Genomic DNA, 15274 nt, shown 5'->3' on the forward strand with positions numbered 1-15274 from the left:
CTTTTTTAGTTTGTAAATTAATTTTTAGAAAGAAACCGGTTATTCCGAAACGGTGATTTCAAACATTTTGTCCCAGTTTTTACCGGTTACAAAAATGGTTTTAGTTTTAGGATTGTAAGCAATTCCGTTTAATACATCTTCAGGAGTTGCATTGATTAATTTGCGCAATCCTGATAAATCAACAATAGCTTCAACGGCACCATTAGAAGGATTAACAATAGCGATGGCGTCTTTTTGCCAAACATTAGCATAGAATTTTCCATCGATTAATTCTAATTCGTTTACGGCTTTAATTTTTGAACTTCCTGAATATACATTGATGTAGTCAATCATTTTTTGTGTTTCAGGGTCCATTTTCCAGATTTTCTCTGTCCCGTCTGATTGGTAAATGTATTTATCGTCATGCGTCATTCCCCAACCTTCAATTTCTTTAGTATAAGTAAAGGTTTTTTCCAGTTTTAAAGTGTTGGCATTATAGATAAAACCTGTTTTTTCCTGCCAGGTTAATTGAAATAATTTTCCGTTGATAAAAGTAATTCCTTCGCCAAAATAATTTCCGTCCAAATCAATTTGTTTGAAAACTTTTCCGGTTTTATAATCGTATTTTCTTAAATAAGAATTTCCTTTTTGTCCCGTGCTTTCGTATAGCGTGTCTTTGTAAAATTCTAATCCTTCAGTGAAAGATTTAATGTCGTGAGGATAGGTGTTAACTATTTTATACTTTAATAATTTAGGTGTCACATTGGAAACTACTTCAATTCTTGTAGTTGTTTCTGCATTTTCACCTTCAAAATAAACTAAGGCTTTGATGTTTTGGTAGCCTAATTTTTGATCTTTTAATTCAAAAGACAAATTTTCAAGTCCTTTTACGGTTTTTACTTTTGTGTCGTTTATGTAGTAGACAACGCTGTCAACAACTTTTGATTTTGGATTCAAAATAGGCAAATTAAGCGTTTCCTGAGGCTGATAATGTGCCGAAATTTTGGATGAATCAAAATTAAATATGGTATTTTCTCTATTTTTTGTATCTCCACAATTAGAAAGTAAAGTTCCTAATAAAATGAAAGATAATAAGTTATGTTTTTTCATCTTTTGAATTTTAATGGTTCTAATATACAATGTTATTTTAAGCTTGCAAAAGGGCTTGCAAAAATATAAAAAGATTGTATATTTGCACCGGCAAGTCCTACACGACCAGCTCCTGCAGACTCCCCCAGGATGGGAACATAGCAAGGGTACGCGGTTGAGCGGTGCGATGTAGGTCGCTTGCCATTTTTTATTTAATAATTTTTTAAAAGTAGTCTTCCTTCGGGAGGATTTTTTTATTTTTGGATCTCTCGAAAGTTAGGAGTTGGAAATTAGAAGTTAGGTTTGCACACCACAAACCAAAGCTCATAACCCAAACTCATAACTCATAACCTAAAAAAAATATGAGTAAAGTAGTGTTGATTACCGGAGGTTCTTCAGGGATTGGAAAATCTATTGGTGAGTTTTTGCATCAAAAAGGTTTTGTAGTTTATGGAACCAGCCGAAATCCGGAAAAGGTGTTGAACTCAGTTTTTCCTTTAGTAGCTTTGGATGTTAGGAAACCGGAAACGATACAGGCTGCTGTTGCCAAAATTATAGCTACAACAGGAAAATTGGATGTAGTGATTAATAATGCTGGTGTAGGGATTACAGGTCCGTTAGAAGAAATTCCAACTGCTGAAATCAAAAATAACTTCGAAACTAATTTTTTTGGTCCTATCGAAGTGATGAAAGCGGTGTTGCCACAAATGCGTCAGCAAAAATCTGGTTTGATTATTAATGTGACTTCGATTGCTGCTTATATGGGGTTGCCTTATAGAAGTGTCTATTCAGCTTCAAAAGGAGCTTTGGAATTAATTAGTGAGGGTTTAAGTATGGAAGTAAAGTCTTTTGGTATCCACATTACTAATGTAGCTCCGGGAGATTTTGCAACAAATATTGCTTCGGGACGTTTTCATGCACCTTTGATTAAAGGATCTGCTTATGAAATTCCTTATGGCAATACCTTAAAAACGATGGATGAACATGTGGATAGCGGAAGTGATCCGAGAGATATGGCTGTAGCGGTTTATAATATTATTGAGTCTAAAAATCCTAAGATTCATTATAAGGTGGGAGCGTTTTTGCAGAAATTTTCAATTGTTTTAAAACGTTTGTTACCAGATAAAATGTATGAAAAAATGTTGATGAATCATTATAAATTGTAAATTTGCAAACGTTGAATTAGTTTAAGTGTATAAAAAACACTTTATTTGCAACGGAATCTAAAAACAATTAAATATATAAATTATGAAATTTTTTATTGACACAGCTAATTTAGCTCAAATTAAAGAAGCACAATCATTAGGTGTTTTAGATGGTGTAACTACAAACCCATCTTTGATGGCTAAAGAAGGAATCACTGGAAAAGATAACATCTTAAAACACTATGTTGACATTTGTAATCTTGTTGATGGTGATGTAAGTGCTGAGGTAAACGCTTTGGACTTTGAAGGAATGGTTAGAGAAGGAGAGGAACTAGCGGAATTACATGAGCAAATTGTTGTGAAATTACCTATGACTAAAGAAGGTGTTCAGGCTGCTAAATATTTTTCTGATAAAGGAATTAAAACGAATGTAACTTTAGTGTTCTCTGCGGGACAGGCTTTATTAGCTGCTAAAGCAGGTGCTACTTATGTTTCTCCGTTCTTAGGAAGATTAGATGATGTTTCAACTGACGGTTTGAATTTGATTCAGGAAATCAGAGAGATCTATGATAACTATGGTTATGAAACTCAAATTTTAGCGGCTTCTGTGCGTCACACGATGCATATTGTAAACTGTGCTAAAATTGGAGCCGATGTAATGACAGGACCTTTATCTGCAATTGCCGGTTTATTGAAACACCCATTAACAGATATTGGATTAGCTCAATTCATTGCTGATTTTGAAAAAGGAAACAAGTAATTTGTTACTTTAAATTTATAAAAAAGTCCCGCTTGATTTTCAAACGGGACTTTTTGTTTAGGATATAGTTTTTTATTTTCTCACAAAAGGAGGAAGTAATTTGCTGGAAACTTCTCCAAAACCAATTCGCACCTGACTGTTTTCACAAAAACCTTTGATAATTACAGTATCGTTGTCGTTGATGTATTTGCGTTCGCTTCCATCATTCAATTTTAGAGGTTTTTCACCTCCCCAGGTCAATTCTAACATCGAACCATAACTGTCCTTAGTTGGTCCCGAAATAGCTCCCGAACCCATCATGTCTCCCGAATTGATTCGGCATCCGTTAGAAGTGTGATGTGTTAATTGTTGGTTCATCGTCCAATACATGTATTTGAAATTGGATTTAGAAACTATTGTCGCTTCTGTTTTTTCCGGTTGGATAGCTACTTCCAGATTAATATCAAAAGAATGCTTCCCTTTTTGTTGTAAATAAGGCAACGGACTTGGATTTTGTTTTGGACTGGCAATTCTAAAAGGTTCTAAAGCATCCATAGTTACAATCCAAGGCGAAATAGAAGTGGCAAAATTTTTAGATAACAAAGGGCCTAAAGGCATGTATTCCCATTTTTGGATATCACGTGCGGTCCAGTCATTCAATAAAACCATTCCGAAAATATAATCTTCAGCTTCACTAATTGGAATCATTTCTCCCATGATGTTAGCATCAGTTGTAATAAAAGCGGTTTCTAATTCAAAATCAACTGAACGGGAAGCGCCAAAAACCGGAGTCGTTGCATCAGGAGGTAAGGTTTGTCCTAAAGGTCTGTGAACCGGAATTCCTGAAGGAATTATGGTTGAACTTCTGCCATGATAAGCAATTGGCATTTGTGGCCAGTTAGGTAACAAAGCATTTTCTTCATTACGAATCATTTTACCTACATTCGAAGCGTGTATTTTACTGGAATAAAAATCAGTATAATCGCCTATTAAAACCGGTAATTGCATTTCTACTTCATCAATATTAAAAATAATGATGTTTTTATGGTTTTCGTTTTCACGCAACTTGGGATTATTTTCATCAAAAATATCGGCGATACGATTACGAACCAGTCGCCAGGTTTTTTTTCCGTCGGAAATAAAGTCATTCAGCGTGTCCTGCATGAACATATCATCCGTTAAATCGATACCGGAAAAGTAGCCTAATTGTTGTAAAGCACCTAAATCAATAGCCGAATCTCCAATGCGGGTTCCTACAGTGACCACATTTTCTTTGGTTAGAAAAACACCAAAAGGAATGTTTTGGATTGGGAAATCACTGTTTTTAGGAACTTCTATCCATGATTTTCTTTTGGTATCGTTGGCTGATATAGGCATATTGTGTTAATTTTTTGTTGAAAATTATATATCAAATATATCATAATCTAACTGTTTAACAAACGTTTTTTTGTATTTTTGCGCTAAATTATTTAAAATCTAAAAAATGCAACGCGACAAACAAATTTTTGAACTTATTCTTGAGGAACAAGACAGACAAATTCACGGATTAGAACTTATTGCTTCTGAGAACTTTGTAAGTGATGAGGTAATCGAAGCTGCCGGTTCAGTTTTAACCAATAAATATGCTGAAGGATATCCAGGTAAAAGATACTATGGAGGTTGTGAAGTAGTGGATGTTATTGAGCAAATTGCAATTGATAGAGCTAAAGAATTGTTTGGAGCTGAGTATGCTAACGTACAACCTCACTCAGGTTCTCAGGCTAATGCATCAGTATTCCACGCTTGTTTGAAGCCTGGTGATACTATTTTAGGTTTTGATTTATCTCACGGTGGTCACTTGACTCACGGTTCTCCGGTAAACTTCTCAGGACGTGTTTACAACCCGGTTTTCTACGGTGTTGACAAAGAAACAGGTCGTTTAGATTATGATAAAATTCAGGAAATTGCAACTAAAGAGCAACCAAAATTAATCATCGCGGGAGCTTCAGCTTATTCACGTGATATGGATTTTGCCCGTTTCAGACAAATTGCTGACAGCGTAGGTGCAATTTTAATGGCTGATATTTCTCACCCTGCAGGTTTAATTGCTAAAGGTTTATTAAGTGACCCAATTCCTCACTGTCATATCGTAACTACAACTACTCACAAAACTTTACGTGGACCACGTGGTGGATTGATCTTGATGGGTAAAGATTTCCCAAATCCTTGGGGATTAACTACTCCAAAAGGAGAAATCAGAATGATGTCGGCTTTATTAGACTTAGCTGTTTTCCCTGGAAACCAAGGAGGACCTTTAATGCACATTATTGCTGCTAAAGCTGTTGCTTTTGGAGAAGCTTTACAAGATGAGTTCTTTACTTATGCCCGTCAATTACAAAAGAATGCTAATGCAATGGCTGATGCTTTCGTAAAAAGAGGATATAACATCATCTCTGGAGGTACTGATAACCACATGATGTTAATTGACTTAAGAAACAAAGGGATTTCTGGTAAAGAGGCTGAAAATGCTTTGGTAAAAGCTGAAATCACTGTAAATAAAAATATGGTTCCATTTGATGACAAATCTCCATTTGTTACTTCTGGTATCCGTGTAGGAACTGCTGCAATCACAACTCGTGGTTTAGTAGAAGAAGATATGGAAACTATTGTTGCTATGATTGACAAAGTATTGACAAATCATACTAACGAAGATGTTATTGAAGAAGTTGCTGAAGAAGTAAACGAAATGATGAGCGAAAGAGCAATCTTCGTTTTCTAAGAATAACAAATTCTAAATTTTTAAAAGTCGAAAGTCGAAAACATAATTTTGACTTTCGACTTTTGTTTTTATAACTCATAACTTTTAGACATGGGCGTATTACGATTACAATTGCCAACCGACCCAAGATGGGTAAATATTGTAGAAAAAAATATAGAAGAAATCCTTACTGATCACGCCTGGTGCGAACAAAAAGCTGCTACGAATGCTATTACGATTATTACCAATAATTCAGAACATCAGGATTTAGTGAAAGATTTATTGGCTTTAGTCAAAGAAGAAATCGATCATTTTGAACAAGTTCATAATTTAATTATCAAACGCGGATTAAAGTTAGGCCGCGAGCGAAAAGACGATTATGTAAACGAATTGTACCAATACATGAAAAGAAGTGCCGATGGAAGCCGCGTTTCGGGTTTGGTAGAAAGATTGCTTTTTTCAGCCATGATTGAAGCCAGAAGTTGCGAACGTTTCAAAGTGCTTTCTGAAAATATTCAGGACGAAGAATTAGCTGTTTTTTACAGGGAATTAATGGAAAGCGAAGCGGGACATTACACCACTTTTATTACTTATGCCCGAAAATACGGCGAAGGAATTGATGTAGAAAAACGCTGGAGAGAATGGTTGGAATTTGAAGAGTCAATTATTACAAATTACGGAAAAGGCGAAACCATTCACGGTTAATTTTTAGTGATCAGTATTCAGTTTTTAGTATTCAGTCTTAGTTTGATTAAATTGATTGGAATTGAAAAACGTAATGAATCTTAGCGAAATCTTTCAGAATCCGTCACATTCACGGTTAATATATAGTTGATAAGTCTCTTTTTTTGTTGCATAATTCGCGCATAAAATTCATTACTTTTAAGAATAACAAAAGTTATTTTCCAATAACCGTTTAAAAAGTGATAATTATGCGAATAGAAACCGATTTGAAATTAGGCTTTAAAGATGTAATGATAAGACCCAAACGTTCTACGCTAAAAAGTAGAGCTGAGGTTTCTTTAGAAAGGGAATTTAAGTTTTTGCACAGTACCGCTAAATGGAATGGAATTCCCATTATGGCTGCCAATATGGATACGGTGGGAACTTTTGAAATGGCAAAAGAATTAGCCAGACATAAATTGTTCACCGCCATTCATAAGCATTATTCGGTTTCAGAATGGAATGATTTTTTATCGACAGTTTCTCCCGAATTTTACGATTATATAGCCGTTAGCACAGGAACCGGAAAAGACGATTTTAAAAAGGTAATCGAAATTATCAATGCTAATCCCCAATTGAAATTCATTTGCATTGATGTGGCTAATGGCTATTCGGAGCAGTTTGTTAATTTTTTAAAGCAAACCCGAAAACAATTTCCCGATAAGGTAATTATTGCCGGAAATGTAGTTACTGGTGAAATGGTGGAAGAATTACTGCTAGCCGGAGCCGATATTATAAAAGTGGGTATTGGTCCGGGTTCGGTTTGTACTACAAGAATAAAAACAGGAGTGGGTTATCCGCAACTTTCGGCAATTATAGAATGTGCCGATGCCGCTCACGGTTTAGGCGGACATATCATCAGCGATGGTGGTTGCACCAGTCCCGGAGACATTGCTAAGGCTTTTGGAGCAGGTTCCGATTTTGTGATGTTGGGCGGCATGCTTGCCGGACATAGCGAGAGCGGAGGCGAATTACTGGAAATTAAAGGCAAACAATTCAAACAGTTTTACGGTATGAGCTCTGCCACGGCTATGAACAAACATGTAGGCGGTGTTGCTGAATATCGCGCGAGCGAGGGGAAAACAGTTACACTGCCGTTCAAAGGTGATGTAGCAGATACGGTTTTGGATATTTTAGGCGGTTTGCGCAGCAGTTGTACTTATGTAGGCGCTTCCCGATTGAAAGAGCTGACCAAGAGAACCACTTTTATTCGCGTAAGCGAACAGGAAAACAGAATTTTTACCAATGAATAATTCGATAACTATAACTAAGGCTACTGTTGAAGATTTAAAAACAATAAGTACTATAGCATACAAAACCTGGCCAATTACTTATGGGGAAATCTTATCCGAAACACAATTGAGTTATATGTTGGAAGCTTTTTATTCGGATGCGGCCTTGCTGAAGAATATGGAGAACGGGCACGAATTTATTTTAGCCTATGAAGATGGTATCGCTCTGGGTTTTGCCTCATTTGAACATCAGTATCAAAATAAACCAAGCACTAAAATCCATAAAATTTATATGCTTCCTGAATCTCAGGGAAAAGGAGTAGGCAAGTTGTTGATTGATACAATTGAAAAAATGACTCTGGATAAAGGTTGTAATAGTCTTTTATTAAATGTCAATCGATTCAATAAAGCTATTGGTTTTTATCAAAAAATGGGTTTCCAAATCATTCAGGAAATTGATATTGAAATTGGTTTGGGTTATCTGATGGAAGATTATGTAATGGAGAAGAAGCTAAGTTGATGAATAATAAAATGGGGTTTTTCCCCATTTTTTATTTGTAAATATTTTGAAAAAAATTTTGATTTTTTGCAAACAGGAATTAGTGATATACAAGGAAGTTGATTGTGTTTTATTCAAAAATTTTTGAATATTTCTGTTGGAATGACTTTAGAAATGGAGAATACTTGTGTCTATTAATTGTAGATTTGCGAATCAAATCAGTTTTATGAAAAGAAAATTTAGAATTTGTTTTTTTTGGTTTTGTTTGTTTTTTATCAATTTACCTCTGGTCAATTGTGTGGCTCAAAATCTTTTTTTTGAAAAGATTAGCGGACAGGAAATTGATCCGAGTACTTCTATTCATGGCATCGCCAAAGATTCGTTAGGTTATATTTGGTTTGGAAGCTGGAATGGCGTTTATCGTTATGATGGAAAAAGCTTTGATTATTTTTATCATAATCCTAATAAGTTGAATTCTTTACCAAATAATCGAATACGCAACATTGTTTCCGATTCTAAATTAGGGCTTTGGTTTTTAACCTTTGACAAAAAATTCGTTCGCTTTAATTACCAACTTAATAATTTTAAAATCGTTGCTAATACAGCAGTTCCGGAACTAATCATTGATTTGTTAAATCGTAATTCGAATGCTATAAACCGGGATAAAGTAGTCAATGGAAAGCATTATTATTTGTCCTCACATTTGTTTTCGGAATTGGATTTAAAAAACCGAAAAGAGTTTCAATATACTGCGAATATTAATCAGCCGGGACGTTTACTGGATGATTATGTGACTACTTTTTTTATAGATGATGAACAACTTATTTGGGTAGGAACTCGTGGTGGCGATATTTATAAAGCTAATCCAAACAGAAATCCTTTTGAATCACATTATAGTTATATTACCAAAAATGGTGGAACTAAATTAGCGACTGTAAGAGCCATTTTAAAAGTAGGGAATCAGGTTTGGCTTGGAACCGATGAGGGAATGCTTATTTATGACGAACAAGGCTTGGTGCAAAATCACCCTTTTTATCATTCAGGCAGTAAAATTGGACAGGTACGTACTTTGTTTAGTGATGCGCAGGGAGGAATTTGGATTGGTGGTGTTAATGGATTAGAATATTATAATCCTAAAAATAACCAAATAAAGGCGATTATTAATCAAAAGCTTTCGCCAAACTTAGAAACCTGGTCAGTCTACGCTTTAGAGCCTTACGGGAAAAATGATTTATGGATTGGTTTGTATAATGGAATTGCCCGAATTAACACGGTTGATTTTAAGATTGCTTATTTCAATTTGGAAAAAGAAATGAACAATCGAAGTGTGATGGATATTCTTTGTGTGGACAAAAATAGACTTTGGCTAGGGACTGAAGGAAATGGAGTAGTGCAGTTACGCATTACGAATCAATTAGGAATTACCAATGAAATTCCTTCTCAGGTTTTTAGAACGGGTTCGGTTTTAAATCAAAAACTTTCCGGAAGTATTGTTTATGCTTTGCATAAAGATAAGAAAGGGAATGCATGGATAGGAACCAGTGAGGGGTTGTATAAAATTAATTATAAATCAAAACCATTTGAGGTAAAAAGTGTACCGTTACGTATAGAAACACCTAATACTTATATTTCGGCGATTACCGATGATAATTTAGGAAACATTTGGATTGCTCATAAAGATGGTATTGCTTCGGTGAATAGTATAACGGGCGAGATTGCACATTATCAAAACAGGGATAAAATGGGATCCTGGCGTTTTCTGGAAAGAGCTTTTTATAAAGATGTTTCTCAAAACACCCTTTATTTCGGTTCTAAAAATGGCTATGTCTCTTTCCGTCCAAGTAAGATAAAAGTGCTTTCTAATAGTCATCCGTTGATTTTTAAATCTTTATATGTGTCTAATCAGGAAGTGATTCCGATGGATAGCAGTGCGGGAGAGCCTATTTTAAAGCAAAGTCTTTCACAAACCAAAGCAATTGAATTGGATTACGAAAACCGCAGTTTCACGATTGCTTTTGCTTCTTTTAATTATAATGATAGTCGCAAAGAAGTTTTCGAATATTTATTAGAGGGCTATGATGATAATTGGATTCCGATTACCTCTCAAAAAATAGTTTTTCATAAAATTCCTCCCGGGAATTATAAATTAAAACTTCGATTAATTACGCCTAATCCGGTGAATACTCCGGTTACCGAATTGCAAATTGATATCAATGCTCCCTGGTACGGAACCTGGTGGGTGAAATTACTTTTCCTGGTTTTGGTTTTGGCTGGGGCTTATTGGATTGTAAAAGAAATTCTGTACCGTGATCGTTTGAAAAATGAGATCAAATTAGAACGTCTGAATGCCGAACAACAGACTGCGTTAAGTAAAGAAAAAATTGAATTTTTTACCAATATTTCCCATGACTTAAAAACACCTCTAACCTTAATTGTAGATCCTTTAAAGCGTTTACAGGAAGATAAAGTTGCTCCCGAAGACAGAGCGGTGTATTTTTCTATTGTTACGAAAAACATCAATTATCTGACCCAATTGATTTATCAGATTCTGGATTTTAGAAAGTCAGAGATGGGAAAATTAAAATTGCATCCTACGGCACGAAATTTTAATGCTTTTTTAGAAGCTTGCGCTGATTCGTTTCTTTTTATTGCACAAAAAAGAAATATTAGATTTCATTTTAATCCGGAGCCTCAAAATCTGGTTTGTTGTCTGGATTATGAAAAATTAGAACAGGTTATTACCAATCTTTTGTCGAATGCTTTTAAATATACTCCTGATGGTGGTGAGGTAATTTTGTTTGTTCATTTTGATGAAATCAAATCAATGTTGGAGATTAGGATTGAAGACAATGGAATTGGAATTGAAGCTTCTCAACTGGAAAAAATTTTCGAACCCTTTAATACTGTTGGGCCAACTCCGTATTACGGCTATTCTTCGGGAATAGGTTTGTCGCTTACCCGTAATTTAATAGAATTGATGCAGGGGGCGATTAAGCTTGAAAGTGTTTTGCAGCAAGGTACCAAAGTATTTATTTGTTTGCCCTATGTAGCATCTTCTGAAGATAATTTCATGGAAATTCAGGAAGAGAAAATGCTTCCTGGAGCAGTTACTGAAATACCAGAGGAAGTTGCCGAAATTTCTTTTGAAAATGCTAAACCTACTTTGTTACTGGTTGAAGATAATCCGGATGTACAAACCTATTTAGGCAAAGAATTAGGTAAGGATTATATTTTGATTCAGGAATATGATGGAAAAAAAGGCTTAGAAGCTGCGATAAAATACATTCCTGATATTATTATTTCGGATATTATGATGCCCGAAATGGAAGGAACCGAATTATGTAAAATATTAAAGACGAACGAAAAAACCTGTCACATACCTATTATTTTATTGACTGCAAAAGGAGCTGACGAACATAAAATTGAAGGTTACAATTTAGGAGCCGAAGCTTATGTCATGAAACCTTTTAATGTGGAAGTTTTACAAGCGCAAATTAAAAGTGTTTTGGAAAACAGGGTGATTTTACAAAACAAACTGGCTGGCATTAAAAAAATAGAAAAGCTACAAGAAGAAATTCCGGATCAGGATAATGAATTTCTTGAAAAAGTTATGGATATCATCAAAAACCGTATAGAGGATACCGATTTTAATGGTGAAGAACTTGCAGTGGCTTTAGCGATTAGTCAGCGTCAATTGTATCGAAAATTAAAAGGGATTAGCGGAAGTACTGTTCATGAATTTATTACCAAAGTAAAAATGGATCAGGCGGAAGAATTACTTCGGAATTCTAATTTGAGTATTTCCCAAATTGCTTATAAAGTTGGTTTTTCTGAACCGTCTAATTTTTCGCGCACTTTCTCTAAATATTTTGGTTGTAGTCCTTCTCAGTATTTAAAATAAAGCAGTATCTTTTTCTTTAAAAATTAACTTATTTTATATTCAATTTGAGTCAATCCTTGTCAAATGCGGTCATTTGTCCGGATTTGATAAGTCTTGGCAATTGCTGATAAGCATTGAAAAAGAAGGGGAATCTATATTTGTAAAAGCATTAAAAATGGTTAATGCTTTATAAATGATTGAAGACAATAAAATTTTATATAAGATTAAAAAATTAAGAAATGAATTGGAAAAGAATGATTGCCGGTTTGGGTTTATTGGGTCTTTTGGCTATTGAAGCTAAGGCACAGGGAAAGCTATCCGAGGTAGCTAAATACAATTTTAATTATGGCTGGAAATTAAATGTTGGTGATGTGACATCGGCTCAAAATAATGCGTTCAATGACCAATCCTGGAAAGGAGTAAATCTTCCTTTTGCCTGGAATCAACACGAAGCTTTTAAAGTTGATATTTCGCATTTATCAACCGGAATTGCCTGGTATCGAAAAACATTTCAATTACCAAAAGAAGCTGCTGATAAAAAAGTGTTTATCGAATTTGAAGGAGTTCGTCAAATGGGTGAGGTTTATGTGAATGGAACTATGGTTGGTTTGCACGAAAATGGTGCGATGGCTTTTGGTTTGGATTTAACATCTTATTTAAAACCTTATCCACAGGAAAATGTCATTGCAGTAAAAACGGATAACGATTGGCGATACCATGAAAGAGCAACTGGTTCTACGTTTCAATGGAATGATAAAAACTTCAATGCCAATTATGGAGGATTGCCAAAGAATGTCTTTTTGCATATTAAATCAAAAGTGTATCAAACGCTGCCGTTGTATTCTTTTTTGAAAACTACCGGAACTTATGTGTATGCAACAGATTTTGATATTCCTCAAAAGAAGGCTACCGTAAATGTGTTGTCTCAGGTGAAAAACGAAACCTCAAAAGCCGTAAATGCGCAATTGAAAGTGAGTGTTGTGGATATGGATGGTAAAGAAGTAGCTTCTTTTTTAGGGGATTCCAATACTTTAAATCCAAATGAAACTAAAGAGTTAAAAGCTTCAAAAGCTTTGGCTGATTTGAACTTCTGGAGCTGGGGTTATGGTTATTTATACACAGTGACTTCTGAATTATTAGTGAATAATGAAGCGGTTGATAAAGCGGTTGTTAAGACCGGTTTTCGTAAGACGGAGTTTAAAAACGGGATGGTGTATTTAAACGACCGCGTGATTATGATGCATGGTTATGCTCAACGTACCAGTAACGAGTGGCCCACTGTGGGGATGTCGGTTCCGGCATGGATGAGTGATTATTCAAACAGTTTGATGGTTAAAAGTAATGGGAATTTGGTTCGCTGGATGCACATTACTCCTTGGAAACAGGATGTAGAATCTTGTGACAGGGTGGGATTAATTCAGGCTATGCCAGCCGGAGATTCCGAAAAAGATGTTGAGGGAAGACGCTGGGAGCAACGTACCGAATTGATGCGTGATGCGATTATTTATAATAGAAACAATCCGAGTATTTTATTTTACGAATCCGGAAATGAAAGTATTTCTGAGCCACATATGAGTGAGATGTTAGCAATCCGAAATCAGTATGATCCATATGGAGGTCGCGCTATTGGCAGTCGTGAAATGTTGGATAGTAAAGTTGCTGAATATGGTGGTGAAATGTTATATATTAATAAAAGTAAGCATATTCCATTTTGGGCAACCGAGTACAGTCGTGACGAAGGATTACGTAAATATTGGGACGAATTTACGCCGCCTTTTCACAAAGAAGGAACGGGGGGAACCACTCATGAAAATGTAAATGGAACTAAGGTTGTTGATGCTAGTGCTTACAATCACAATCAGGATGCACATGCTATCGAAAGTGTAACACGTTGGTACGATTATTGGGAAATGCGTCCGGGAACTGGAGAACGTGTGAGTTCCGGAGGTGTGAATATTATTTTTAGTGATTCTAATACGCATTACAGAGGTCAGGAAAATTACCGTCGTAGTGGAGAGGTAGATCCAATGCGCATCCCGAAAGATGGTTTTTATGCGCACCAAGTGATTTGGGATGGTTGGGTTGATACCGATAAGCCGGCAGCTCATATCATTGGTCACTGGAACTATGATAAAAACGTTAAGAAAGATATTACTGTAGTTTCAACTGCTGATGTCGTTGAGTTATTTGTTAATGGAAAAAGTCTCGGCAAAGGACAACAAAGCAAACGCTTCTTATTTACTTTTAAAGACATTTCGTTTCAAGCGGGAAGCATCAAAGCTATTGGTTTTGATACGAATGGAAAAAAAGTTTGTGAAGACGAAATTAAAACAGCAGCAAAGCCTTTTGCCTTGAAATTGACTTCGATAGAAAGACCGGGCGGAACTTTGGCTAACGCAAATGATTTAGCGTTAATTCAGGTAGAAGTAGTTGATGAAAAAGGAAACCGTTGTCCAACGGCTATGGACATGATTCAGTTTGAAGTAGGCGGAGAAGGAACTTTTGTGGGAGGAATTGCCCAAGGACCAGACAATTATATTGGATCCAAAACGATTCCGGTAGAATGTGGTGTGAATCGAATTATGGTGCGATCTACTGATAAAGTGGGAACAATTTCTATTAAAGCAACCGCTAAATCGCTAAAAGCAGATGCGATTTCGGTAAAAACGATTGCGACTGATTTAGGTGCTTTGTCTACCAATTTGCCAGGAGAAAACCTGCCTTCTTATTTAGAAAAAGGACCAACTCCTGCTACGCCTTCTTTCACTAAAACCCGAAATACAGTGGCTATTATCGGAGCAAAAACCAATTCGAATCAGGCTGACGCTCAAAAAAGTTTTGATGATAATGAATTGAGTGAATGGACTAATGGAGATGGTGTTGCAAGAATTGAGTATGAGTTGGCTCGTGAAGCTACAATCAATCAGGTGGTATTGAAATTAGCGGGTTGGAGAAGTAAAAAATACCCAATTAGAATTTTGGTTGATGGGAAAAAAGTTTTTGAAGAAACTACGCCAACCAGTTTAGGTTATGTGACTTTGGATGTAACTCCTGTTAAAGGTAAAAAAGTTACAATAGAGCTTATTGGAACTTCTGAAAATAGTAATGCTATTAATTTAGTTGAGATTACCGGAAAAGTAGATGAAGGAGGTTTGAAGCAAACTAAATCTAAAATGCCGCAATTGCCAATTGTAGAGGTGGAGTTTTACGAGGCTTTGTGATAATGGATTCGTTGTAAAAGACGGATAGAA

Annotated in this window: 10 protein-coding genes and 1 other RNA gene; 9 read left to right on the plus strand and 2 right to left on the minus strand. The window is 35.6% G+C overall.

From position 1 onward, the window contains the following. Positions 1–39: 39 nt before the first annotated feature. Positions 40–1089: a glutaminyl-peptide cyclotransferase gene (locus B6A10_RS12420; RefSeq protein WP_188221126.1), complete on the minus strand. Its 1050-nt coding sequence runs from the start codon at positions 1087–1089 to the stop codon at positions 40–42. A gap of 88 nt (positions 1090–1177) precedes the next feature. Here B6A10_RS12420 and ffs point away from each other — a divergent pair. The 3 genes from ffs (at position 1178) to fsa (ending at position 2973) form a co-directional block, all read left to right on the plus strand. Beyond that, positions 1178–1275, plus strand: an RNA gene (ffs, locus tag B6A10_RS12425) — signal recognition particle sRNA small type. A 155-nt stretch (positions 1276–1430) separates the two neighbouring features. Next, positions 1431–2234: an SDR family oxidoreductase gene (locus B6A10_RS12430; RefSeq protein WP_188221127.1), complete on the plus strand. Its 804-nt coding sequence runs from the start codon at positions 1431–1433 to the stop codon at positions 2232–2234. An 82-nt stretch (positions 2235–2316) separates the two neighbouring features. Beyond that, entirely contained in the window at positions 2317–2973 is a 657-nt protein-coding gene (gene fsa, locus B6A10_RS12435; protein ID WP_055091173.1) for a fructose-6-phosphate aldolase, read from the plus strand. A 72-nt stretch (positions 2974–3045) separates the two neighbouring features. On the opposite strand, the gene fahA is transcribed toward fsa, so the two are convergent. Beyond that, entirely contained in the window at positions 3046–4329 is a 1284-nt protein-coding gene (fahA, locus tag B6A10_RS12440; RefSeq protein ID WP_188221128.1) for a fumarylacetoacetase, read from the minus strand. A 106-nt stretch (positions 4330–4435) separates the two neighbouring features. Here fahA and glyA point away from each other — a divergent pair, with 106 nt between their 5' ends. The 6 genes from glyA to B6A10_RS12470 all read left to right on the plus strand — a co-directional run bounded on the left by glyA (position 4436) and on the right by B6A10_RS12470 (position 15244). Then, entirely contained in the window at positions 4436–5710 is a 1275-nt protein-coding gene (gene glyA, locus B6A10_RS12445; RefSeq protein ID WP_188221129.1) for a serine hydroxymethyltransferase, read from the plus strand. 90 nt (positions 5711–5800) lie between these two features. Continuing rightward, positions 5801–6394 (plus strand): tRNA-(ms[2]io[6]A)-hydroxylase, encoded by a 594-nt coding sequence (gene miaE, locus B6A10_RS12450; RefSeq protein WP_188221130.1) that lies wholly within the window; start codon positions 5801–5803, stop codon positions 6392–6394. Between the two features lie 227 nt (positions 6395–6621). Next, positions 6622–7665 (plus strand): GMP reductase, encoded by a 1044-nt coding sequence (locus B6A10_RS12455; protein WP_188221131.1) that lies wholly within the window; start codon positions 6622–6624, stop codon positions 7663–7665. Continuing rightward, complete coding sequence (locus tag B6A10_RS12460) at positions 7658–8164, plus strand: GNAT family N-acetyltransferase (RefSeq protein ID WP_188221132.1); 507 nt, start codon at positions 7658–7660, stop codon at positions 8162–8164. Before B6A10_RS12455 ends, B6A10_RS12460 begins: the two co-directional genes overlap by 8 nt. A gap of 205 nt (positions 8165–8369) precedes the next feature. Continuing rightward, positions 8370–12044 (plus strand): hybrid sensor histidine kinase/response regulator transcription factor, encoded by a 3675-nt coding sequence (locus tag B6A10_RS12465; RefSeq protein WP_188221133.1) that lies wholly within the window; start codon positions 8370–8372, stop codon positions 12042–12044. A gap of 218 nt (positions 12045–12262) precedes the next feature. After that, on the plus strand, positions 12263–15244 hold the full coding sequence (locus B6A10_RS12470; protein WP_238929400.1) for a glycoside hydrolase family 2 protein: 2982 nt from the start codon (positions 12263–12265) through the stop codon (positions 15242–15244). Positions 15245–15274: the final 30 nt, after the last annotated feature.

The sequence above is a fragment of the Flavobacterium pokkalii genome, assembly GCF_014596575.1.
GTDB lineage: Bacteria > Bacteroidota > Bacteroidia > Flavobacteriales > Flavobacteriaceae > Flavobacterium > Flavobacterium pokkalii.

Bases quoted from the DNA above. Each gene is read 5' to 3' on its own strand.
- B6A10_RS12465 (WP_188221133.1), top strand. From the start codon at position 8,370: ATGAAAAGAAAATTTAGAATTTGTTTTTTTTGGTTTTGTTTGTTTTTT.
- B6A10_RS12470 (WP_238929400.1), top strand. From the start codon at position 12,263: ATGAATTGGAAAAGAATGATTGCCGGTTTGGGTTTATTGGGTCTTTTG.
- glyA (WP_188221129.1), top strand. From the start codon at position 4,436: ATGCAACGCGACAAACAAATTTTTGAACTTATTCTTGAGGAACAAGAC.
- miaE (WP_188221130.1), top strand. From the start codon at position 5,801: ATGGGCGTATTACGATTACAATTGCCAACCGACCCAAGATGGGTAAAT.
- fsa (WP_055091173.1), top strand. From the start codon at position 2,317: ATGAAATTTTTTATTGACACAGCTAATTTAGCTCAAATTAAAGAAGCA.
- B6A10_RS12460 (WP_188221132.1), top strand. From the start codon at position 7,658: ATGAATAATTCGATAACTATAACTAAGGCTACTGTTGAAGATTTAAAA.
- fahA (WP_188221128.1), bottom strand. From the start codon at position 4,329: ATGCCTATATCAGCCAACGATACCAAAAGAAAATCATGGATAGAAGTT.
- B6A10_RS12455 (WP_188221131.1), top strand. From the start codon at position 6,622: ATGCGAATAGAAACCGATTTGAAATTAGGCTTTAAAGATGTAATGATA.
- B6A10_RS12420 (WP_188221126.1), bottom strand. From the start codon at position 1,089: ATGAAAAAACATAACTTATTATCTTTCATTTTATTAGGAACTTTACTT.
- B6A10_RS12430 (WP_188221127.1), top strand. From the start codon at position 1,431: ATGAGTAAAGTAGTGTTGATTACCGGAGGTTCTTCAGGGATTGGAAAA.